14 protein-coding genes and 1 rRNA gene are annotated in these 22,901 nt (G+C 67.0%); 3 read left to right on the top strand and 12 right to left on the bottom strand.

Annotation, left to right across the window (positions count from 1 at the left end):
- Window positions 1–228: 228 nt before the first annotated feature.
- Window positions 229–2,340: a beta-propeller domain-containing protein gene (locus KA383_14275; GenBank protein MBP7747284.1), complete on the bottom strand. Its 2,112-nt coding sequence runs from the start codon at window positions 2,338–2,340 to the stop codon at window positions 229–231.
- Window positions 2,341–2,913: 573 nt separating this feature from the next.
- On the opposite strand from KA383_14275, the gene KA383_14270 reads away from it, so the two are divergent.
- Window positions 2,914–4,492: ribosomal RNA gene (locus KA383_14270) — 16S ribosomal RNA — on the top strand.
- 479 nt (window positions 4,493–4,971) lie between these two features.
- On the opposite strand, the gene KA383_14265 is transcribed toward KA383_14270, so the two are convergent.
- Window positions 4,972–8,544 carry a DNA polymerase III subunit alpha gene (locus tag KA383_14265; GenBank protein ID MBP7747283.1) on the bottom strand — a complete coding sequence of 1,191 codons (3,573 nt, stop codon included), beginning with the start codon at window positions 8,542–8,544 and terminating at the stop codon, window positions 4,972–4,974.
- 335 nt (window positions 8,545–8,879) lie between these two features.
- On the opposite strand from KA383_14265, the gene KA383_14260 reads away from it, so the two are divergent.
- Both KA383_14260 and KA383_14255 read left to right on the top strand, forming a co-directional pair.
- Window positions 8,880–11,099 (top strand): methyl-accepting chemotaxis protein, encoded by a 2,220-nt coding sequence (locus tag KA383_14260; protein MBP7747282.1) that lies wholly within the window; start codon window positions 8,880–8,882, stop codon window positions 11,097–11,099.
- Between the two features lie 582 nt (window positions 11,100–11,681).
- Window positions 11,682–13,766: a methyl-accepting chemotaxis protein gene (locus tag KA383_14255; GenBank protein ID MBP7747281.1), complete on the top strand. Its 2,085-nt coding sequence runs from the start codon at window positions 11,682–11,684 to the stop codon at window positions 13,764–13,766.
- Between the two features lie 109 nt (window positions 13,767–13,875).
- Here KA383_14255 and KA383_14250 read toward each other — a convergent pair whose 3' ends face one another.
- From KA383_14250 to truA, 10 genes are all read right to left on the bottom strand, one after another.
- A complete protein-coding gene (locus tag KA383_14250) occupies window positions 13,876–14,406 on the bottom strand; it encodes a hypothetical protein (protein ID MBP7747280.1) in 531 nt (176 codons plus the stop codon).
- Between the two features lie 79 nt (window positions 14,407–14,485).
- Entirely contained in the window at window positions 14,486–14,716 is a 231-nt protein-coding gene (locus tag KA383_14245) for a DNA-directed RNA polymerase subunit omega (GenBank protein ID MBP7747279.1), read from the bottom strand.
- Window positions 14,713–15,294 carry a guanylate kinase gene (gmk, locus tag KA383_14240; GenBank protein MBP7747278.1) on the bottom strand — a complete coding sequence of 194 codons (582 nt, stop codon included), beginning with the start codon at window positions 15,292–15,294 and terminating at the stop codon, window positions 14,713–14,715. Before gmk ends, KA383_14245 begins: the two co-directional genes overlap by 4 nt.
- Window positions 15,295–15,303: 9 nt before the next feature.
- Window positions 15,304–16,356, bottom strand: a complete 1,053-nt coding sequence (locus KA383_14235; GenBank protein MBP7747277.1) for a radical SAM protein — start codon at window positions 16,354–16,356, stop codon at window positions 15,304–15,306.
- A gap of 527 nt (window positions 16,357–16,883) precedes the next feature.
- Entirely contained in the window at window positions 16,884–17,507 is a 624-nt protein-coding gene (locus KA383_14230) for a hypothetical protein (GenBank protein MBP7747276.1), read from the bottom strand.
- A complete protein-coding gene (locus KA383_14225) occupies window positions 17,504–18,763 on the bottom strand; it encodes a serine hydroxymethyltransferase (GenBank protein MBP7747275.1) in 1,260 nt (419 codons plus the stop codon). Before KA383_14225 ends, KA383_14230 begins: the two co-directional genes overlap by 4 nt.
- A gap of 15 nt (window positions 18,764–18,778) precedes the next feature.
- A complete protein-coding gene (locus KA383_14220) occupies window positions 18,779–19,408 on the bottom strand; it encodes a hypothetical protein (GenBank protein ID MBP7747274.1) in 630 nt (209 codons plus the stop codon).
- A 126-nt stretch (window positions 19,409–19,534) separates the two neighbouring features.
- Window positions 19,535–21,286 (bottom strand): tetratricopeptide repeat protein, encoded by a 1,752-nt coding sequence (locus tag KA383_14215; GenBank protein MBP7747273.1) that lies wholly within the window; start codon window positions 21,284–21,286, stop codon window positions 19,535–19,537.
- Between the two features lie 119 nt (window positions 21,287–21,405).
- Window positions 21,406–22,131 carry an SDR family oxidoreductase gene (locus KA383_14210; protein ID MBP7747272.1) on the bottom strand — a complete coding sequence of 242 codons (726 nt, stop codon included), beginning with the start codon at window positions 22,129–22,131 and terminating at the stop codon, window positions 21,406–21,408.
- Window positions 22,124–22,900 carry a tRNA pseudouridine(38-40) synthase TruA gene (gene truA, locus KA383_14205; protein MBP7747271.1) on the bottom strand — a complete coding sequence of 259 codons (777 nt, stop codon included), beginning with the start codon at window positions 22,898–22,900 and terminating at the stop codon, window positions 22,124–22,126. Before truA ends, KA383_14210 begins: the two co-directional genes overlap by 8 nt.
- Window position 22,901 lies beyond the last annotated feature (1 nt).

Genomic DNA, 22,901 nt, shown 5'->3' with positions numbered 1-22,901 from the left:
GCGCGACCCAACCGCGCGAATCGCAGACGGCCCTGGCCAGACGGCTTCAGCGTCCCGCCGGGGCCGCCTTTTGCGCCGACCCCGCTGGTCTCGCTGCGCCGCTGGATCTCAGGTGGACTTGAGCGAGGCGGGTGACGGACGCCGCAACCGCGCGACGCCGCCACCCGCCTGCGTGTTCCCAACCTCTCCCTCGTGCGGCCACCCTCAGGCCGCTTCGTTCACGAGGACCTAGGCCGCCCGTGGCCCTTCGCCGGGATTGCCTGGTTCCGCTTCACCGTCGTCGCCGTCGTAGACCGGCTCGTCGCCGCCGATCTCCCCGTCATTGGGCGTCAGCACCAGGTCATCCGGGTTCTCGAAATCATCCATGCTGGCCGCCCGGACGCCCGCCGGCGTGACCGCGTAGAGCACGTCGTCGATCACCGCCGCCCGCCGCCACTCGGACCAGTAGTACCAGTTCTCGTACACCACCGACTCGACCCGGCCCAGCTCGGTGAAGCCGTTCTCCGCATCGACGGTGAAACAGGCTACGCCGTCGAACACTGGTCCGTAGTAGTACTCCCAATCGTTGTATGGGTCGCTCTGCTCCGGCATGAGCTGCAGCGGGATCGCCAACAGCGCCCGATCCGGCATAAACGTGAACGCCTTGTGCGTCCAGCTTGCGTCGCAGGTGCTGCCGTAGCCGCCCAGCTCGAGCTGGTGCAGTAGCGTCGGGTTCGCCAGGTCGCTCACGTCGAACAGCGAGAGCTGCACCGCGTCGGGCACGACCCCACCCCACGGGGACTCGCGCGTCGAGCGGCCCACCCCGATCAGCAGGTCGTCACCGAACGGGTGCAGGTAGTCGCTATAGCCGGGGATCTCCAGCTCGCCCAGCAGTTGCGGATTCGTCGGCTCGGTCAGGTCGAGCACGAACAACGGGTCGATCCGCAGGAACGTGACCAGGAAGCCACGCGTGCCCAGGAACCGCGCCGCGTAAAGCTGCTCCGTCGGGGCGATGTCCTCGACCGCGCCGACGATTTCCAGCACCCCATCGACCTCGTCGAGCACATAGACCGCGTTGTTCTCGCTGTTCGCGCGCGGCCCGTCGGTGTCGGGGTCCGCGTCCGTCGCGTCGTCCGCGTCCTGCTCACGAGCGCCGGTGTCTGCCACCGCCACGGCTACATCCACCCCCTCGGCACCCCAAAGCCAGTCCGGATCAATGTGGGTCGCGACGCGGAGATAGCCCTCGTACTCACCCAGCGAGAACTGGTTCAGCAGCCGCCCCGGCACCGACCCGCTGGCCACGTACTCCGCGATGCCCTCGTCGTTGAAGGCCAGCTTGTGGAGCGCGGTCGTCGAGCGGTAGTTGTTGTCCTCCGTGTACTCCGTGTCCGTGATGTACAGCGCCTCGGTCGATGCGTAGATCGTCCCCGCGTTCGCGAGCACCGCCACCGTGCCGAGCGGCGCTGTCACGTCCGCCGCGTCGAACGTCAGCACCGCGGTGGAGTAATAGCCGTCCGGCGTCTCCGGGTGGTACCAGTTCTCAGCCGGGACCATAACGCTCTCGCTGCCGTTGCGCGCGCGCATCCGCGGCAGCACGTCGTCCACGCCGATCGCTCCCGCGGTGAAGACGTTCAAGTTCTCAGGCACCGGCGGCGCGATCGTGAGGACCACGATCAGGCGCCCGTTCGTCAACCGTGACGTGACGAGCGAGCCGTCCAGCTCGTTCTGCTGCGTGATCACCGGGTTCGCCGGGTCGCTTACGTCCACCTCGGCGACGAGCGTCGTCGCGTTCTGGTAGTACGGCGGCCAGATCATGATTTCGGGCCCGCCCCTCGGATCGCCCAAGCCCCAGGTCTGCCCCAGCACAAGCACCTTCGTGCCGACCAGGTAGAGCGAATCCAGCATGTAGCCGCCGAAATCCACGCTGGCCAGCTCGGCCATGTCCGTGAACGGGACGGCGTCGATGATCCGCAGCGTGGGGCCTTTCGCGATGAAGAACTGGGCCCCGTTGGACTTGAACTTGTCGCTCTCGTCGACGCCCTCTTCCTGGATGTTCGTCGTCGAGTACGACGTGTCGTCACTGTCGTCGCCACCACCGTTTTCCTGGCCGTCCGCGGCCATGTCCGCCGTCGGCAGCGCGTCGCCGGCCCCGAACAGGCCGAACCCGCGTGTGTGGCGCGCGAGGGCGCGCTGCCGGAAGAACGTGACCAGCTCATCCGTGCTGTTGAAGCGCTTGAGCGCCGCCTTGGTGTTCGAACCATCGCCGTCCGGGATCGTGGTCCACGGACACCCGCCCATCAGGGCCACCGCGGCCAGTGCGGCCAGAACGAGAACCCCGCGCCGAGAAGCGAATTTCGACATCGATTTTCTCCTGTTGCCCACGGTCGAGCCGGGCAGCCGGGCTCCGGCCCGGCCGTGCGGCCCTGCCTCTCCGAAACCGGGACATTCCCGGCGTCCGCTGCGCCCCGGGACGCCTATCGGACTGTCCTGCCACCGGGTGAATGCTACGTCGCGGCGGAGTGTCCAGTCCAGCGGCGCGGGTTGCGCGTGGGCGACGGTCATCCATAACTCGTTTCCGACGGGGCGGTTCCGTGCGCACGGCGGGTGGGGGGGCGGATTTGTAGGGAGCCGGGCGCGATTTAGCCCGATTTTTGGCGGGTCCGGGGCTTGCAAAGAGCGGTGGACGTGCTACTATACGGGGCCCCGCCAGCAATGGCGGGCTGATCTGTGACAAGTGAACAGTGGACGAAGCCGCAAAAGTGTGACGGCGCGGCCCCCCTGCGGAACCGGGGTGCCCGCGTCGGATCCACAACACGTCCCGGCGGAAGTTACGGTGTGACACTGTTCCGTCGGGCAACCTCAGCCACTCGCCCGCAGCGGGCGGCTGGGGCCGATTCGGCACGATTCCGGCCCTCGGGCCGGATAGACCGGATATTTCTGAAGAGTTTGATCCTGGCTCAGAACGAACGCTGGCGGCATGGCTAAGACATGCAAGTCGAACGGACCGCAGTAGCAATATTGCGGTTAGTGGCGAAAGGGTGAGTAATGCATGGGTAACGTACCTCGAACTCGGGGATAACAGCGGGAGCAATCCCTTTAGCGAAAGTGCTGCTAATACCCGATGAAGTCACCGGGTCGCATGGCCTGGTGATCAAAGATGGGGACCGCAAGGCCTATCGGTTTGGGAGCGGCCCATGTCCTATCAGCTAGTTGGCAGGGTAACGGCCTACCAAGGCAGCGACGGGTAGCGGGACTGAGAGGTTGGCCCGCCACATCGGGACTGAGACACTGCCCGGACACCTACGGGTGGCTGCAGTAACGAATATTGGGCAATGGGCGCAAGCCTGACCCAGCAATGCCGCGTGCAGGAGGAAGTCCTTCGGGATGTAAACTGCTGTCAGGGGTCAACAAGCAAAGGGACCTAATACGTCCTGGCGTTGAGTCGCCCCAGAGGAAGCCTCGACTAACTCTGTGCCAGCAGTCGCGGTAAGACAGAGGAGGCAAGCGTTGTTCGGAATCACTGGGCTTAAAGCGCGTGTAGGCGGCTTGGTAAGTGTCGTGTGAAATCCCATGGCTCAACCATGGAACTGCACGGCAAACTACCTAGCTTGAGGTCGGTAGAGGTGCCTGGAACTCTAGGTGGAGCGGTGAAATGCGTAGATATCTAGAGGAACGCCAGAAGCGAAAGCGGGGCACTGGGCCGATTCTGACGCTGAGACGCGAAAGCGTGGGGAGCAAACAGGATTAGATACCCTGGTAGTCCACGCCGTAAACGATGCACACTAGACGTTGGGGCCTCTGACGGAACCGGCGTCGTAGCAAAAGTGCTAAGTGTGCCGCCTGGGGAGTACGGCCGCAAGGCTAAAACTCAAAGGAATTGACGGGGGCTCACACAAGCGGTGGAGCATGTGGCTTAATTCGAAGCAACGCGAAGAACCTTACCCGGGTTTGACATGCTTGGATGCCCTTTGGGGATAACTCAGATGGGCTGCCCTTCGGGGTGAAACTTGCACAGGTGTTGCATGGCTGTCGTCAGCTCGTGCTGTGAAGTGTCGGGTTAAGTCCCTTAACGAGCGAAACCCCTGTCGCTAGTTGCCAGCGCGTTATGGCGGGGACTCTAGCGAGACTGCCGGCGTTAAGCCGGAGGAAGGTGGGGACGACGTCAAGTCATCATGGCCTTTATGCCCGGGGATGCACACGTGCTACAATGGCGTGCACAGAGCGATGCGAGACCGCGAGGTGGAGCAAATCGCAAAAAACACGCCCCAGTTCGGATTGGAGTCTGCAATTCGACTCCATGAAGTTGGAATCGCTAGTAATCGCGCATCAGCCACGGCGCGGTGAATGTGTTCCTGAGCCTTGTACACACCGCCCGTCAAGTCATGGAAGCCGGTAGTACCCGAAGTCCGCTTAGCCAACCGCAAGGAGGCGGCGGCCGACGGTAAGACCGGTAACTGGGACTAAGTCGTAACAAGGTAGCCGTAGGGGAACCTGCGGCTGGATCACCTCCTTTCTAGGGGATACCTGGACCGGCAGCTTCGGCTGCTCGGACTAAGGTCAGCGCACTTTTCGGCCGCCTTGCGCGGCCCGCCCGGTGGAGCGATCCGCCGGCCGTCTTCGTCCACTGTTTACTGATCTGCGAGGCGCCCGTCACGCGTGATGGGCGCTTCTTTTTTGCGCCCGGCAGTCCCGGCCCGCCCGCACCCAGCACCGAACCCGCGCACGGGTTGCCCCCCGCCGCCCTCTTGACCGACCCCCGTTCCTTCCGATAATGATGACCGGTGTCAACTTCTTTTCGCGGTCTATTTCAAGGAATGGAAGCCATGAACTGGTTCTTCAATGCCATCGGCACGTTCTTCAGCAGCATCCCCGCCCTGATCATGGGCTTCCTGGGCCTGCTGGGCATGCTCTTCACGTAGTCCGGACACCGACTCCCGAGGCGCGGGTGTGACGCGACGCGGCGACGCGGCACGGGCTGTCGCGGGCCGGCGGTTATATATGCGCAGCACCCACGGCACCGCGCGCCCCGTAGCACACCACGCCCTGCACGCCATCGAGGCACTGCACGCGCCCGATGAAATCCTCCGAGGGGTCGATCGTTGCGGCCTGCCGCCCCTTCACCAGCGCCGTCCAGCCCTCCGGGGACGTGACTTCAATGTAGAGGGGACAATTTCCGCGGTGGGTCCGGCAGAGTTGCTGGATGCGCGGCAATGTCGCCGCCGCCTCCGGGCCGCTCCGCAGCCGCACGATCGTCTCGCGCGCGAACTCGCGCCGCGCCTGCTCGATCGGGATCACCCGCTCCGTCCGAATGCTTGGCTCCTCGCGCCGGCGGTCCACGGCGCCGGTCACAAAGACCACGGCGTCCGGCTTCAGCGCCGGCAGCGCGTCCTCCTGCTGCCCCGGGAAAACGATGATCTCCGTCGCACCCGCGAAGTCCTCGATCGTCGCGACCACCAACTTCTTCCCCAGCGACCGCCCCGTCTTGATCGGCACGCTCCGCACGCGTGACACGAGCCCGCCGAGCACGATCTGCTGCCCATCCGAGAGCCGCACCAGGTCCGATGTATCCGCCGTACTGAACCGCCGCACAAGCTCTTCATACTGGGCCAGCGGATGCTTCGTGATATAGAAGCCCAGTGTCGCCTTCTCGTACGCCAGCATCTCCGAATCGGTCCACTCCTCCGTGCCGATCGGCGGCGGCGGCACTTCCCCCCCGGCCAACCCCCCGAACATGCTGAGCTGGCCCGCCCGGCGGTCGCGCTGTACCTCCTGCCCCAATTCCATCGCCTTTTCAACGACGCCCATCAGCGCCCGCCGCATCGCCCCGGTGCAGTCGAAGGCCCCGGCCTTGATCAGCGCCTCGAGCACGCCCTTGTTCACGCAGGTCAGGTCCACGCGCTCGCAGAACTCGTACAGATCGCGGAAACGCCCTCCCTCGCGGCGGGCCGTCAGAATAGCTTGCACGGCCTTGTGCCCCACCCCGCTGATGGCCGCCAGTCCGAAGCAGATGTGCCCGGAGGAGGGATCGAAGGATCGAGGGATCGAGGGATCAAGGCTCCGCGCCGCACTATCCTTGATCCCTCGATCCCTTGATCCCTTGATCCCTTGGCCGTCGTAGACGACGGTAAACGCCTCTTCGCTCACATTCACATCCGGCGGCAGAATCTGGATGCCCATTCGCCGGCATTCTTCGATGTACTCCGCGACCTTGTCGGTGCTGCCGCTTTCATAGGTCAGCAGCGCCGCCATGAACTCGACCGGGTAGTACGTCTTCAGGTATGCCGTCTGAAACGCGATCAGCGCGTAGCCCGTCGAGTGGGCCTTGTTGAACGCGTACCCGCCGAATTTCAGGATGTCCTCGAAGATCTGCTCGGCCACGTCGCGCGACACGCCATTCGCCAGCGCGCCATCGAGGAACGGCTGGTGCTCCGCCTCGATCATGGCCTCCTTTTTCTTCGAGATCGCCTTCGCCAGCCGGAACGCCCGCCGCAGCGGCACATTGCCCAGCCGATTCACGAGCCGCGAGACCTGCTCCTGGTAGACCATGATGCCGTAGGTCTCGTTGAGCACCTCCGTCATGATCGGGTGCGGCGTGCCCCAGGCCTGGCGGCCGTGCTTGCGCGCCACGTATTCGTCGATGTACTCCATCGGACCGGGGCGGAACAGCGCGTTCGCGGCGATCAGGTCCTCGATGCGGTTCGGCTTCATCTTCATGAGCACGTCGCGCATCCCGCCGGACTCGAACTGGAACACGCCGCGCGTCTCGCCGCGTGCCAGCAGCTCGTACACCCGCAGGTCCGCCAGGTCGAGCTTCTCCAGGTCGATCGTGACGCCGTGGTGCTTCTTGATCAGCCGACAGGTCAGGTCGATCTGCGACAGCGTTCGCAGCCCGAGGAAGTCCATTTTCAGCAGGCCGACTTTCTCGACGGTCGGCCCCTCGAACTGCGTCGTGACGTCCTTCGCGTCCGCCGGCTTGTAGAGCGGAATGAGCGTGTCCAGCGGCACGTCGGCGATGACCACCCCCGCCGCGTGGATCGAGGAATGTCGGGCCAGTCCCTCCAGCCGCCGGCCGACGTCGAGCACTTTGTGGATCGTCGCGTCGCTCTCGTACAGGCGCTTGAGCTCCGGCTCACGTGCCAGGGCCTTGTCGATTGTCATCTTCAGCTCTTCGGGCACGAGCTTGGCCACGCGATCGGCGTCCGTCAGCGGCACCTCCAGCGCGCGGCAGATGTCCCGGATCGCGGCCCGTGCCTTCAGCCGCCCGAACGTGATGATTTGCGCCACGTGCCCGTACTTCTCGCGCACGTAGTTGATCACGTCCTGCCGGCGGTCCTGGCAGATGTCGATGTCGATGTCGGGCATCTCGTCGCGCTCGGGGTCCATGAAGCGCTCGAAATACAGCCCGTAGCGCAGCGGCTCGGCCGCGCTGATCCCGAGGCAGTACCCCACCACCGTGCTGCAGCCGCTGCCGCGTGCCACCGCCGGGATCCCGTTGCGGCGCGCGAACTCCACGAAGTCCCACACGATCAGGAAGTAGCCGCTGAACCCCTTGCTCTTGATGACGTCCAGCTCGTAGTCGATCCGCTCGCGCAGCTCCGCGTTCACCTCGCCGTAACGCCGCTGCGCCCCCGCATACACCAGCTCGCGCAGGTACTCGTCGGCCGATTTCTGGGCCGGCGGCGAGAACTTCGGCGCGAACCGCTGGGAGAAATCGAACTCCAGGTTGCACATTCCCGCGACGCGCAGCGTGTTCGCCAGCGCTTCCGGGTAGGCCGCCAGCGTCGCCGCCATCTCGGCCGGCGTTTTCAGGTAGAACTGGTCCGCGTCGAACTTGAACCGGTTCGGATCGCTGACCCGCGCCCGCGTCGAGATGCAGCACAGCACGTCGTGGGCCTCGACGTCGTCATGCGTGAGATAGTGTACGTCGTTCGTCGCGATCGTCCCCACGCCCAGCCGCCGGGCCAGCGCCGCCAGTTCCGGGTTGATCTCGCGCTGCTCGCGCAGCCCGTGGTCCTGCAGCTCGATGAAAAAACGGTCCGGCCCGAAGATGCGCAGGTATTCCTCCGCGATCTCCTTCGCCACCGCCGCGTTGTGTCGGCACAGCGCTTGCGGGATCTCGCCGCCCAGGCAGGTGCTCGTGCAGATCAGGCCCTCGGACAATTCGCGCAGCACCGCCTTGTCGATCCGCGGCTTGTAGTAGAAGCCCTCCAGGAATCCGATGCTCGTCAGCTTGATCAGGTTGCGGTAGCCCGTCAGGTTCTGCGCCAGCAGCAGCAGGTGATAGCTGGCCTCGCCGAGCCCGCGCGTCTCGCGGTCGCGCCGGTCCCCCGGCGCCATGTAGACCTCGCACCCGATGATCGGCTTCACCCCCACTGCACGGGCCGCCGTGTAGAACTCGATCGCCCCGAACAGGTTCCCGTGGTCCGTGACCGCCACCGCCGGCATGCCCAGTTGCCGGCAAGTCTGCACCAGGTCTTTCACCCGGCAAGCTCCGTCCAGCAGGGAATACTCGCTGTGCACATGCAGATGCACGAACTGCGGCCCGGCGGCAGTATCCGACGTCATCCCGCGGCTCTCCCGAAGAACACGAACTCGCTCGCGCCGGATGCTACGACCGGCAGCGGGTGTTGGCAAATCCACCCTTGGCACCAGCGAAGCAGCGGACTGTCCGATAATCACGGCCGCACGATCGCCGCCGGTTCTGTGTTTCAGAAAATCGACATGCAGAGCTTACTGCGTAGAGCGTGCGATCCAGCCGATTTGATACTCCGGTCAGACGAGCGCGACCACGTCAATGTACGCGCGGGTCACTCGATGCAACGAATTCGCCCCCGCGCAGACAGGGTGCGCCACTGCACAAGGTATTTCCGCGCAGGTCCGCGGAGAAGGGAGTAGCCGTCATGTCGCTCGGCAAGAAGATCGTCTTTTCCAAGCTGGTGTTGGTCGCCGTACCGATCGCGCTGCTGACATTCATCGCGGTCTATCAGTCCGCGCGTGGCTTCGACCGCGCCCTCGCGCAGGCCCGCACGGCGTTCGAGTCCAACAACGACGCCAGCAAGCAGGCGCTGCAGGCCGGCGGCATGACCGACCTGGAGCACCAGGCCACGTCCGTCTACGACATGTGCGTCGCGATGCAGGAAGTGCTGGAGCAGAAGTTGCAGTCCGACCTGACGGTCGCCCGCGATATTCTGCGCCAGACCGGCGAAGTCCATGCCGTGGGCGAGACGTTCACCTGGAACGCCGTAAACCAGATTACCAACGAGACGGCCACGGTGGAGCTGCCCGCCCTCAGCGCCGGCGACACGCGCTTCGAGCAGAACACGGACCCGCAGGTGGCGTCGCCGGTCGTCGACCGCGTCCGTGACCTGGTCGGCAGCACCTGCACGATCTTCCAGCGGATGAACCCGGCGGGCGACATGCTGCGGGTGTGCACGAACGTACAGAAGAAGGACGGGCAGCGGGCGATTGGCACGTTCATCCCCGCGCGCGGCGCTGACGGCGCCGCCAACCCGGTCGTGACCGCGTTGCTGAAGGGCGAGACGTACGTCGGTCGCGCCTTCGTCGTCGACCGCTGGTACATCACCGCCTACGAGCCCATCAAGGACGCCGCCGGCGAAGTGGTGGCGGCCCTGTACGTCGGCATTCCCCAGGAGAGCGCGGCCTCGCTTCGCAAGGCCATCATGGCCACCAAGGTCGGCAAGACCGGCTACGTTTACGTGCTGAACGGCACAGGCAGCACGCGCGGCCACTACGTGATCTCCCTGAACGGCAAGCGCGACGGTGAGAACGTCTGGGAAACCAAGGATGCTAACGGCAACTTCGTGATCCAGGACATCTGCAACGCGGCTCTCGCGTTGAAGCCCGGCCAGATCGGTGAGATCCGCTATCCTTGGAAGAACGCCGATGACCCGGCCCCGCGCGAGAAAGTCGTCAAACTCGCGTACTTCCAGCCGTGGGACTGGGTCATCGGTGTCGGCGCGTACGTTGAGGACTTCGACGACGCCGTCAAGGAGATGGACACTCGGGCCACCGCTGCTATCGCTGAAGTCGAGAAAACCAAGAACAGCGCCCAGGCAACCGTCATGGCCTGGTGCGTCGGCACCGGCGCCGCCGCCCTCGTCATGGCCGTGCTGATCGGCATCTTCGTCACCCGCTCGATCACCCGGCCGGTGAACCGCATCGTCATCGGTCTGACCGAAGGCGCCGACCAGGTCAACGACGCGGCGACCCAGGTGGCCAATGCCTCGCAGACGCTCGCCGCCGGCAACAGCGAGCAGGCTTCCTCTCTCGAAGAGACCTCCAGCGCCCTCGAGCAGATGGCCGCCATGACTCGCACCAACGCCGAGAACGCCAAGCAGGCCAACGAGCTTGCCGCCCAGGCGCGGACCAATGCGGCCAACGGCGACAAGACCATGCAGCAGCTCAACACCGCCATGGGCGCGATCAACGAGTCCTCGTCCCAGATCAGCAAGATCATCAAGGTCATCGAGGAGATCGCCTTCCAGACGAACCTCCTCGCGCTGAACGCCGCCGTCGAGGCCGCCCGCGCTGGCGAGCACGGCAAGGGCTTCGCCGTGGTCGCCGAGGAAGTGCGCAATCTGGCGCAACGCAGCGCACAAGCCGCCCGCGACACGACCAATCTCATCGAAGGGTCGGTCACGCGCGCCAAGGAAGGCACCTCGGTGGCCGACGCCGCTGGCAAGGCCCTCCAGGCCATTGTCACAGACGTCACCAAGGTCGCCGACCTGCTGAATGGCATCACGCAGGCGTCCGGCGAGCAGGCCGAAGGGGTTGAGCAGATCAACGGCGCCGTGTCGCAGATGGACAAGGTCACGCAGCAGAATGCCGCCGGTGCCGAAGAATCCGCCTCCGCCGCCGAGCAGCTCAACGCGCAGTCCGAGACGCTCAAGACGATGATCCGACAATTGAGCGCCATCATTGGCTGCCACGTCGAGAGCTCAGCCCGCAAGCGGCAGTCACAGGCTCAGCCAGCGGAACACTTCGCCGCCGCTGCGCAGAGTGCGGCTCATCCAACCGCGCATGCGGCCGCCCCCAGGAGCTCCAAGAACCAACCGCACGCGAGCGCCACCGGCGACGACCACGCGCTCGGCGACTTCTAGTCGCGCCCAGTTCGGTAACTCCCGCCTCCGGCGGCGCCAGGCACTGCCTGGCGCCGCCGGTCTCATTTGGGCGTCGCGCCGCGCGCCCCCACGCGACCGGACTCGAGGCCGCACCACGCGCAGAAGCCCGCGGCGCTCCGCCAGCCAGACTCCCCGGCACTTCAGCGAAGCGCATCGGGATCCCGTCACCCGGACATGCGGCCGCCAATGTTTCACATTTGCAAGCAATCCCCGCATCTCAAATCGTAAACGATGACAATTTCGTCAACGCCGTGCACATCGCCACGGTGCGCGCGCTACAACGGAGCAACAGCTACGCCGGTCGCTCTACACTCTTTCCCCCATGACTTGAGCGCCCGGCTGGCATTCGTCGATAGCCAACAGTGGTGGACGACGGGGTCCCCGCATTGCCTCACGCGCGCCGCACTGCCGGCCAGCCGTTTGCGGGAAGTCCGCCGTGTCTGCCACGCCGACGTACGCGGGGTTCCGGGCGCATGTGTCCCGTTTGCCCCAACGCCACGCCACGCGCCGGCAGGCGCACCGTACTGGCCGCGGAAGACCGCGGAGAAGGGAGTGGCTAACATGACCCTGGGCAAGAAGATCGTCACCTCCAAGCTGACGCTCGTCGCCGTGCCGATTGCGCTGCTGACGTTCATCGCCGTGTATCAATCCACACGCGGTTTTGACCGGGCCCAGGAGCAGGCCCGCACCGCGTTTCAGTCCGCCACTGACGCCGTGAAGCAGTCGCTCGAGGCGGGCAGCGTCGCCGACCTCGAGCATCAGGCAACCGCGACCTACGACATGTGCGTCGCGATGCAGGAGGTTCTCGAGCAGAAACTGAAGTCGGACCTGAACGTTGCACGCGACGTGCTCCGCTCCGGTGGGGCTGTCGCGCTGGCCAGCGAGACGGTCACGTGGAACGCGGTAAACCAGGTGACCAATGAGGCCGGCAGCGTGGCGCTGCCCGTGCTGCGTATCGGCGACACGCCCCTGGCGCAGAACGCCGACCCACAGACGAAGTCCCCGGTGGTCGACACGGTGCGTGAACTCGTGAAGAGCACCTGCACGATCTTCCAGCGCATGAACTCCGCCGGCGACATGCTGCGCGTCTGCACGAATGTATTGAAGAAGGACGGGCAGCGCGCCATCGGCACTTTCATCCCGGCGCGCGGCGCGGACGGCAACCTGAATCCGGTCGTGGCAACCCTGCTCAGAGGCGAGACCTATATCGGCCGCGCCTTCGTCGTGGACCGCTGGTACATCACCGCGTACGAGCCTATCCAGGACGCCGACGGTGAAGTGATCGGCGCCCTGTACGTCGGCATTCCGCAGGAGAGTGCCACGTCGCTGCGCAAGGCGATCATGGCCACCAAGGTCGGCAAGTCGGGCTATATCTTCGTGTTGAACGGCACCGGCAACACCCGCGGACACTACGTGATTTCGCAGGGGGGCAAACGTGACGGCGAGAACATCTGGGACGCCCAGGACGCGAACGGCCAGTTCTTCATCCGCACGCTGTGCGAGACCGCCGTCCAGCTCAAGCCGGGGCAGATCGCCGAAATGCGTTACCCGTGGAAGAACGCCGACGACCCCGCCCCGCGCGAGAAGATCGTCAAGGTCAGCTACTTCCAGCCGTGGGACTGGGTGATCGGCGTGGGTGCCTATATCGATGAACTGGACGCCGCCACGCGCGCGGCCGAGATGGATGTCCGCGCCGCGGCCGCCCTCAGCGAGGTCGAACAGACCAAGCGGCACGCCCAGTCCGGCGTCGTCGCCTGGTGCATCGGCACCGGTGTCGCCGCCCTTGTCATCGCCGCGCTGATCGGCATCTTCGTCACCCGCTCGATTACGCGGCCGGTGAATCGCATCATCATCGGTCTGACCGAAGGCGCCGACCAGGTCAACGACGCCGCAGCCCAGGTCGCCAATGCCGCGCAGACGCTCGCCGCCGGCAATAGCGAGCAGGCTTCCTCTCTCGAAGAGACCTCCAGCGCCCTCGAGCAGATGGCCGCCATGACCCGCACCAACGCCGAGAACGCCAAGCAGGCCAACGAGCTTGCCGCCCAGGCGCGGACCAATGCGGCCAACGGCGACAAGACCATGCAGCAGCTCAACACCGCCATGGGCGCGATCAACGAGTCCTCGTCCCAGATCAGCAAGATCATCAAGGTCATCGAGGAGATCGCCTTCCAGACGAACCTCCTCGCGCTGAACGCCGCCGTCGAGGCCGCCCGCGCCGGCGAGCACGGCAAGGGCTTCGCCGTGGTCGCCGAGGAAGTGCGCAACCTGGCGCAGCGCAGCGCACAAGCCGCCCGCGACACGACCAATCTCATCGAAGGGTCGGTCACGCGCGCCAAGGAAGGCACCTCGGTGGCCGACGCCGCCGGCAAGGCGCTTCAGGCCATCGTCGCCGACGTGACCGAGGTCGCCGATCTGCTCAACGGCATCCGGCGCGCCTCGGATGAACAGGCCCAGGGCGTCGAGCAAATCAACGCCGCCGTGTCACAGGTAGACAAGGTCACGCAGCACAACGCCGCCAGCGCCGAGGAATCCGCCTCCGCCGCTGAGCAGCTCAACGCGCAGTCGAACGCACTACGTGGTCTGGTGAGAGAATTGGCTGCGCTCGCCGGCAATCATCACCGGTCGCGCGCGGGCAACTGCACATAACGGCTGCACATGGACGGGGCCCTGCCCACGTCTGACCCATTCGCCACAGCCCCGTCTGGTGCCCGCATCCGCGTCGGCGTCGTTGCCCAGGCAACGGCGCCGGCGCCATTTATGCCCGTGGCTGCCGCGTGCGGAGACGTGCGCTCACCGCAGCCAGCAGCGTCTCCGGCTCGCTCATCCGCCCTGGGCCCGCCACGCCACACGCCAGCCAGCCGTCTTCCGGCCCCACCAGCTCGATCCCATGCTTGCGCAGGAACGCGACGTTTCGCTGCACCGCCGGGTGCTGCCACATCCGCGTGTTCATCGCGGGCGCCACGAGGACCGGGCTGTCCGCCGCCAGCAGCAGCGTGCTGACGAGATCGTCCGCGATGCCGCCGGCGAGCTTGCCGATGACATTGGCCGTCGCGGGTGCGACGACGATGAGGTCCGCGAGCTCCGTCGGCCGGAGGTGCTCCATCGCCCCCGGCTCGTCCCCGTGCCACAGGCTGGTCAGGACCGGCCGCCCGGTGAGCGCGCGAAACGTGGTCGGGCCGACGAAGCGCCGCGCGCTGCGCGTCATCGCCACGGTCACCCCGCACCCCGCCTGGACCAGCTTTGAAACCAGCGCGGCCGTCTTGTAGGCGGCGATCCCCCCGCTCACACAGACCAGTACTTCATAGCCACGCAGGGGCTCGTCCGCCGGCGCGGACCGATCAGCCCCGGTGGGACGCGCCCCGGGCTTAGCGCTCTTTGGCTTGCGGCGCGGCAAGTCCGGATTTCTCATAGTCGATGGCGATCTTCCCCTGCAGGATCTCTTCCATGACGATTTCCATCTCGGTCTTGCCGCCCGGCTCTACCATCGGGCGCGCGCCGCGCATCAGCTCCAGCCAGCGTTTCTGGATCAGGCTGGTCAGCTTGAACCGCCCGCCGACCTTCTCGATGATGTCGTCATTCTTCAGTAGTTCGATCATCCGTGCGTCTCGTCCTCGATAATCTGCAGCACCCGCGCTACCGAATCTTCTAGTATATCATTGGTGATGATATGGGGGTAGTACCCGCTCGTCCGGGCAAACGCGATTTCCCCGTCCGCCTCCGCCAGCCGCTTGGCCTGCAGCGCCTCCGTCTCCGTCCGCCGCCCTTCCAGGCGCGCCCGCAGCGTTTCCATCGTCGGCGGCAGCACGAAAATCCGGATCGATTCCGGCAGCCGCTGCGCCACCTGGGCCCCGCCCTGCACGTCGATCTCCAGCACGATCACCTGCCCGGCGGCCAGGGCCTCCATCACCGGCTGCCGCGGCGTGCCGTAACGGTGCCCGAGATACTCCGCGTGCTCCAGCAGCTCGTCCTGAGCAACCATCCGCTGGAACTCCGCCGGCGTCACAAAGCGATAGTGCTGTCCGTCCACCTCGCGCCCCCGCCGTGGCCGCGTCGTCACCGAGACGGACCACCGGCTATTCGGAATGCGCCGCAGCAGCTCGTCGCAGATCGAGGTCTTGCCGGCCCCCGAAGGGCCGCTGATCACCACCAGCGCTCCACGCTTTCGGGTCGTCATGGGTGAAAATTATACGCGCTCGCCCACCGCCGCGCCAGTGCGCGGCGCCATCGGCGGCCGGCCCCGATCGAACAGCAGCGTCGGCAGGCTCTGCACGAGGCCCCACGGATCGTAGAGGCTCTCGATCTCGCCCCGGCAGTTGTACCAGCAGGCCGTGCAATTGCGTGCCATCGTGTCGGCCCGCATCCGCCGTACGATCTCCTGGGCCGAATCGCGGTACAGGTTGGCCACCGGCCGCGCCCGCTCCTCGACGCAGACCGCGACATCACCGGTCGAATCGATGCTGAAGAAGCCGCGCCCCGCCCGGCACCCGCCCACGCCGCCATTGAGCGCCGCGTCAAACCGCGCCAGGAAATACGGATTGCTCAGGAAATTCGTGTACTTCCGTCGCAGCTCCAGCAGGTATGCGCTCACCGTGCCGTCGTTCGCGTGAATGAAGCGCGTCGCCCCGGTTTTGCGCGCGCCGTACGGCTGTACCATGAAATACGCACCCCGCTCGGCCGCCAGCTTGATCATGGGCTCGATGTGCTCGAGGTTGTCCTCCATGAGCACGGCCATCCAGTTCACGCGCTGCCACTGGTAGCGCCGGGCCGCGCTGAAGTGCTCGACCGCCCGCAGCGCCCGTGCGAACGCCCCCGGCATCCCGCGCCGCCGATCGTGCGGCTCCGCCTCCGCGTAATCCAGGCTGATCGACACGCCCCACGCCCCCGCGTCGAAGATGTCGCGCGCCAGCTCCGGCGTCGAGAACCAGCCGTTGGACGTGAGGAACGGGAAGTGCCACTCCCCGATGGCGGCCACGATGTCCACGATGTCCGGCCGAATCAGCGGCTCGCCGCCGGCCAGGCTCACCAGCAGCGCTCCGAGCTGGCTGAGCTTTTCCGAGCCGGCGCGGAAATCGGCGACGCTCAGCTCGGGTGCGTCGCCCATGGGATCCACCCAGTACCGGCAGAATGCGCACCGGAAATTGCAGCGATAGTTCACCTGCCACGCGCACCAGACCGGGTGCCGCGACAGCCACGCCCGGGCCAGATGAGCCTTCTTCTGGAACGGCGACCGCGCCAAACCGCATCCTTCCGCTGAGGCCTCGTCTCGCCGGCGTCAGCAACCTGTGGACCGGCGGCGTCCGTGCGGCCCAACCGTCACGGTCCGCGGACCACCCGGTACTCGCGCTGCACGTCGGCCCACTCTCACTTGGACCGGTAAGATACCGGCGACGTTGGCGGCTGAACAGTATTTTTGCGCGGTCCGCATTGCCGCGCGAATCGGCATCGACCGGCGCAGCCACGCCGTGCGTGGCCGGCAGGAAATGCCACTTGGCACGGCCGCCAATTCAAGACCGCAACCGGCATGGCCGATACGAGGGATGCGCAATACCCCTCCTTACTCTCTCACATTCCGGGGCCCGCTCCCCGCAGGCCCCGGGAGTTTTTTGGGCAGATATCGGAAGTGCTCCCGGCTCTACAGTCGTTGTCCGCCCACCGGGGCGTCATAACCAATGTGCGGGACGCCGCGCACAAGCGGAGCTGGCCTCCCAGAGAGGCGCGCGGGACGCGGACACGCCGACGTGTCGGACCGTGTCCCGGTATTCGTCACGGTGCCGGCTGGCTCTCCGGCGGCTCGGCCGGCTCATCCAGGGCGGTGGCCGCGGCGGCGATCCGGCGGCCCTGCGCTTCGTTGGGCACCGCAGTGAACGTGCCCATCATCAGGAACCGGCTTGCGCGGCCCCACCCGCCGAGCAACTGCTGCACCTCGCGGGCCACGTCCATCCGGAAGCTGCCGCGAAACCGGTCCGGCCCCTCGCGATACAACGCCACCACCCCCGAGCGCGACACCCACCGGCTTTGCGCCGGCCCGAACCGCGCCACCGCGCGGCACTGCCGGTTCGTCACGCGGTAATCGCGGGCCCGCCCCGCCGGCGGCTCATCCAAGGTCAGCGACAACTGAAAGCGCATTCGCCAGTCGGAGCCGAGTAGCAGAGCCCGCTCGGAATCCATCGCCACGCACACCCGGCCGGCCTCGTCGGTCCACCAATAGCAGTGGTTCATGTTGATTTCGAGGAAGCGCGGGGGGGCCCCCGCCGGCGGGTCGATTGCCTGGAAGTCGAGCGCCGCCAGGTACACGCGTCCCGTACCCGCGCAACCGACCAGCGCCAGCAGCGCGACACCCAGGAGCGCGGGTGAGCTACAGCGGATTAGCCGCGCCGGCCAGCTCATGCGTGCGGCAACGGGAACTGCGTGCACAGCTCGCGTACCTCGCCGCGAACCTTGGTGCGCGCGGCCTCGTCGTCGCCGGCGGACAGCGCCCGGTGCAGCAGGTCCGCCACGATCCCCATTTCCTTTTCCTTGAACCCGCGGGTCGTCAGGGCGGGCGAGCCCAGGCGCAGGCCGCTGGTCTGCGTTGGCTTGCGCTCGTCAAACGGGATCATGTTCTTGTTGCAGATGATGCCGGCGGATTCGAGCCACGCTTCCGCCTGCTTGCCGGTCAGGTCCGGGTGGACGGCGCGCAGATCGACGAGCATCAGGTGCGTATCCGTGCCGCCGGACACGAGGCGATAGCCGCGCGCACGCAGCGACTCGGCCAGAGCCTGCGCGTTGGCCAGGATCTGCTGTTGATATTGCTTGAACTCGGGCCGCAAGGCCTCGCCGAACGCGACCGCCTTCGCCGTGATGGTGTGCATGAGCGGGCCGCCCTGCGTGCCGGGGAAGACCCACTTGTCGACCAGGGCCGCATCGGCCGCCTTGCACAGGATGATCCCGCCGCGCGGCCCGCGCAGGGTCTTGTGCGTCGTCGACGTGGTGAAGTCCGCATGCGGAATCGACGTCGGGTGCAGCCCGGTTGCGACCAGGCCGGCGATATGGGCGATGTCGGCCATCAACCGCGCCCCGCACTCGCGGGCGATCTCGGCAAAACCGGCGAAGTCGATCGTCCGCGGATACGCCGACGCGCCGCAGATGATCAGCTTGGGCTTGTGCTCCAGTGCGAGCCGGCGGACGGTCGCGAGGCTGACCTGCTCGGTGTCGCGCTCAACGCCGTAGGGCACGATGTTGTACATGGCGCCGCTGAAGTTGACCTTCAGCCCGTGCGAGAGGTGCCCGCCGTGCGCCAGGTCCAGCGACAGCACTGTATCACCCGGCTTGAGCACAGCCATGTACACCGCGGTGTTGGCTTGGGCGCCGGAGTGCGGCTGCACGTTGGCGTGCTCGGCGTTGAAGAGCCGCTTGACCCGCTCGCGCGCCAAGTCCTCGATCGAGTCCATGTTGACGCAGCCGCCGTAGTAGCGCTTGCCCGGGTAGCCCTCGGCGTACTTGTTTGTGAATACCGAGCCGGCGGCGGTGCGGACCGCAACCGAGACGTGGTTCTCCGACGCGATCAGCTCGAGCGTGTTCTGCTGCCGGTCCTCCTCACGGCGGATGATCTCCCCGACCTCGGGGTCGGTTTCCGTCAGCGGGCGGGACAAGAAATTCACCATGGTGCTTCCTCTTTCCTATTCAGGGACGGGTTCGCCCTCGGGCGCGGCGGGCATAACGCGGTCGGACGGCGACGGCTCGGTCGACGCGCCTTCCTCGGGCGCCGCGAGGCGCGCGAACTGCTCGCGCAGCTCATCCAGGATCGCCCGTTCCAGCGTACGATCACGCCGGACGTAGGTCCAGACCGTGTTCTGCTGGGCGGTCGTGGCGGCGTCGGTTTCGATCGGCGTTTCCTGTCCGGGGTTGTCGCTGAGGCGATGCCCCTGGGGCTGCATGATGGTCTGGCGCTCGGTGTCGCGGCGCTCGACGTCCACGCGGATGCGCGCCACGGTCTGGCCGCCAGTGCGCGCGACGTAGAGCTGCGCGGAGCGGCGCATCGTGGAGCGGCCGCGGTAGAGGTCGCGGGCCGTGCCGCTTTCGCGCTCCGTTGTGAACTCGATCGGGGTCGTGGTGATTCGGCGGCTGGACGCGTCCACGCGGCAGCGTCCGAACTCGCGCTGCAGGATCGTCGTGGCCGCCACGAGAACCTCATCCGGGTCGGCATCGTCGATCACGCGCTGCTGCAGGGCCTGCACCGTACCGGTATCCGCGCAGCCGGTCAGCAGCCACAAGGCCGGCAGGACGGAGAAGGCAACCTTGCGTCTCATGGGCTTACCCTTTCCAAGCTCGTGTCGCGGCCGGCGCCCCGTCGGCCGAAACGAATATCATAACCGACTTCGCCGTCCAATACCCCCGGCCGCGCCGCTCGCGCGGCGCGGCGTCGCACCCGCGACTTACTCCGGCCGTGGCGGCACGATCAGCTCTTCGGTCGCGCGGGCCGGCGGCCCCTCCGTGGGCGCGGCCGAACGCGGGCGGGCGCCTGACTGCGGCTGCACGAGCGTCGGGTAGCGGCCGATGACCGCGTCGGCCTTGGGATCACGCGCGGCACGCGCGAGGTTTTCCAGTCCGTGCTGCTGGTCGCCCGAGTGGTACTCCAGGTACCCCAGCAGGAAGCGCAACCGCACGTCTTCACGCCGCTCGAGTTGCCGCATGATGTCGGCGCGGCGGATGTCGATGATCTCGCCGCCACCCAGGAGCGCCGTCAGATCGAGCCGGCTGAAGAGCAGCCCCGCCAGCCCCGGAATCCGATCCGCCAGCTCCACGCCCTGCACCAGGGTGGTTGCGGCCGACGAATAGCTGCCCTGCGCGAGCAGCGCATGCGCTTTGCCAATCAGCGGCAGCGGATTCGTCGGATCCGCCAGCCGCGCCGCGTCGTAGCGGTCGGCGGCCTCCGAATAATGGCCGATCTGCATCAGCGCCTCAGCCTTCAGCATCTGCTCGTTCAGCGCGGATTCGCCGCCGCCCGTCAGGCTGCGCAGCGGCGTACGCAACATGTCGTCCAGGAACTGGGCGGCGTCCGCGGCAATCTGCTGGCTGGCCTGCTGCGCCAGCTCCGGCCGTTCGCGCAGGGCACGGCGCATTTCGTCAAACCAAGTCGGGTTCGGATCGGATAGCAGGGCCGCCGCGAGCTGCAGGTCCGTGAACACTTCGTAGCCCGGCAGCACCCGCGGATCCACCGGCGGCGCCGTCACCGGAGTCACCGGAGTCGCCGCGGCGACCGGCGTTTCCGCGGCCGGAATGATCAGGCTCGGCGCCACCGGTGCCAGTGTCTCCGCGTCGGCGGGAGTCCGCACGCCCAACTGCGGGTACAAGTCGGCCCGCAGCAGCCCGCTCAACGGCGTGGCCAGCGCGTCCGTGATCGCCGGCGACCCGAAGCCCGGGGACGTTTCAGCGGGCGAGAAGAAGCGCGCGGCCAGTCCCCGTTCGACGTCGGTCTCCGCCGTGCCACGCTCCCAGGAGGGTTGCTCGGGCTGCGTCGGAAGCAGAATCCGGGGCAGGATCTCCGGTCCGAAGATGCTGCTGGAGGTCGCCAGCGCGGACGGCGGCGTCTGGGCAGCCGGCGCCGCGGCAGGCGGCCGCATGCCCACGATCGCCGCCGTGAGCCCGCTCGGGGGGGCAATGCGGGGGGCAAGCCGAGTGTCCGTCGAGCTGGCCGTCACGCTGCTGAAACCGGCCAACCCCTGCAGGAACCCTGCGGACGGCGCGGTGCGCGCGGAGTCATAGTATGGCTGACCAAACGAGCCGGACCCCAGCGGCGCGCTGAGCACGCTAACGGAGTCGCGCTGGAACGACGACAACGATGTGCTGCCGAGGGGGCCCTGGAACGCGGTGGGGTCGGAAATTGGTGAGTAGCTGCGCAGCGACAACCCGCGTCCGACCAGGCCGGACGCATAGAAGTTGCCACCGACCAGCGGCGACGCCGGACGCGCATAGTTGAAGCCGCCCCCGCCAAGCATCGGATTGGCGTCGAACCCGCGGCCCATCGACACGCCGCGATCCAGGCGCAGATCGAGGCGCGTGTCCACCGGGGCTTGTCCGCGCACCATCGGAGCCCCCGCCGCGAGCATTGCGGCGGCCAGCGTCGCGGTCAAAGCGTGCTGGAAGCGAAAGCACCGTCCGTGGGCTGCTGATGATCTCAACATCATGCCACCTCCGAGGATTTCAGTCACTATAGATTGTAATACGCTCCCGGCCGTCCCGCAGCCCCGGCGAATTCCGGCCGCCGATTCCGCCTTCCGTCCGGGCCGGGAGTGCTCGCTGGGCCTCATGCCAGATGACGCCCGCCATCCACGGGCAGGATGACGCCCGTGATGTAGTCGCCGTCGCGGATCATGAAACGCACGGCGGCGGCGATATCTTCCGGCGTGCCGGCCCGCTGCAGGGGTATGCGGGCGGTCAGACGGGCGCGCGTGTCCGCGTCGTAGTGTTCCGGCCAGGCGGCGACTCCCGGCGCGACGCCGACCACGTTGACGTCCGGCGCGAGCGCCCGCGCCAGGACGCGCGTCAAGGTCTCGAGCGCGCTCTTGGACACGATGTAGGCCAGGTAGTCCGGCCAGAACTGCCCTGTGGCGACATCGCACAGGTTCACGATGCGACCGCGGGCGGTGCGGAGGGCAGCGTGTGCCGCGTGCGCGAGGACCAGCGGAGCAGTGACATTTACACGCAGGGTGCGCTCCCAGGCGGCGACGTCAAAATCCGCGAGTGTCTGCGGCTCAAAGACGGAGGCGTTGTTCACCAGGACGTCGAGCCGCCCCTGCCAATCCAGCACCCGTCGCACGAGGTCACGCGCCGCGTCCGGGTCCGCAAGGTCCGCCGCGAACGCCTCCGCCGCACCACCCGCGGCGCGACACACGGCCACGGTCTCCTCCGCCGCCGCGGCCGACGTGTGGTAGTGCACGGCCAGGTGGGCTCCGTCCCGGGCTAGGCACTCGGCGATCGCGTGGCCAATCCGGCGCGCCGCACCCGTCACCAACACCACGCGCTCAGTCAATTCCATCCGGTGTAGCTCCCGGCGGCCCGTAGCGGACCCATTGCAGGCAGAGGCCGTGCGGCGGCGCCGTCGGGCCGGCGGCACTCCGCTCACGACCGGCGAGGATTTCCGGCACGCGCTCCGGCGGCCAGTGCCCACGCCCGACTTCCACTAGCGTGCCAACCATGTTGCGCACCTGATTGTAGAGGAATCCGTCACCCTCGACGTCGATCCACACCTCGTGGAAACGACGCGCGATCTCGATCCGGCGCACGCGGCGGACGGTCGACGCCCGCGGGCTGCCCTGGCTCGCGAAGGCCGCGAAGTCGTGCGTGCCGACCAGGGTCGCCGCCGCAGCGCGCAGCCGGTCCAGATCCAGCGGACACCACACGTGCCAGGCGTAGCGGCTGACCAGCTCCGCGACCGGCCGCTGCGGCGTCTGGTAGATGCGATAGCGGTACAGCTTGCTCCGCGCGTCGCGGGACGGATGGAATTCCGCCGGTACGGCGGCGAGATGCAGGAGGGCCACATCCGCGGGCAGGTGATGCGCGATCGCCCGGGCCAGGTTCGCGTCCGGGAGCGGCGCCGTGGTCAGGAAGCATGCGACTTGGCCGCGCGCGTGGACGCCGGCATCCGTCCGGCTGGCACCGTCCACATGCAGCGGGTGCCGTAGCACGCGTTGCAGGACGCCCTCGACGTCTTCCTGGACCGTGCGGACGCCGGCCTGCCGCTGCCAGCCGTGGAAGTCGGTGCCGTCGTAGGCAAGCACGATCTTGAAGTGCCGTTCCATG

The sequence above is a fragment of the Phycisphaerae bacterium genome (assembly GCA_017999985.1).
Lineage (GTDB): Bacteria > Planctomycetota > Phycisphaerae > UBA1845 > Fen-1342 > JAGNKU01.
Note: the sequence above shows the minus strand (reverse complement) of the source record. Positions and strands in the feature narration are given on the sequence as shown.

What these genes read in the sequence shown, in the direction of transcription:
- KA383_14265 (MBP7747283.1), bottom strand. Translation starts at nt 8,544, where the DNA reads ATGACGTCGGATACTGCCGCCGGGCCGCAGTTCGTGCATCTGCATGTG.
- KA383_14245 (MBP7747279.1), bottom strand. Translation starts at nt 14,716, where the DNA reads ATGATCGAACTACTGAAGAATGACGACATCATCGAGAAGGTCGGCGGG.
- KA383_14260 (MBP7747282.1), top strand. Translation starts at nt 8,880, where the DNA reads ATGTCGCTCGGCAAGAAGATCGTCTTTTCCAAGCTGGTGTTGGTCGCC.
- KA383_14225 (MBP7747275.1), bottom strand. Translation starts at nt 18,763, where the DNA reads ATGGTGAATTTCTTGTCCCGCCCGCTGACGGAAACCGACCCCGAGGTC.
- KA383_14275 (MBP7747284.1), bottom strand. Translation starts at nt 2,340, where the DNA reads ATGTCGAAATTCGCTTCTCGGCGCGGGGTTCTCGTTCTGGCCGCACTG.
- gmk (MBP7747278.1), bottom strand. Translation starts at nt 15,294, where the DNA reads ATGACGACCCGAAAGCGTGGAGCGCTGGTGGTGATCAGCGGCCCTTCG.
- KA383_14220 (MBP7747274.1), bottom strand. Translation starts at nt 19,408, where the DNA reads ATGAGACGCAAGGTTGCCTTCTCCGTCCTGCCGGCCTTGTGGCTGCTG.
- truA (MBP7747271.1), bottom strand. Translation starts at nt 22,900, where the DNA reads ATGGAACGGCACTTCAAGATCGTGCTTGCCTACGACGGCACCGACTTC.
- KA383_14230 (MBP7747276.1), bottom strand. Translation starts at nt 17,507, where the DNA reads ATGAGCTGGCCGGCGCGGCTAATCCGCTGTAGCTCACCCGCGCTCCTG.
- KA383_14255 (MBP7747281.1), top strand. Translation starts at nt 11,682, where the DNA reads ATGACCCTGGGCAAGAAGATCGTCACCTCCAAGCTGACGCTCGTCGCC.
- KA383_14215 (MBP7747273.1), bottom strand. Translation starts at nt 21,286, where the DNA reads ATGATGTTGAGATCATCAGCAGCCCACGGACGGTGCTTTCGCTTCCAG.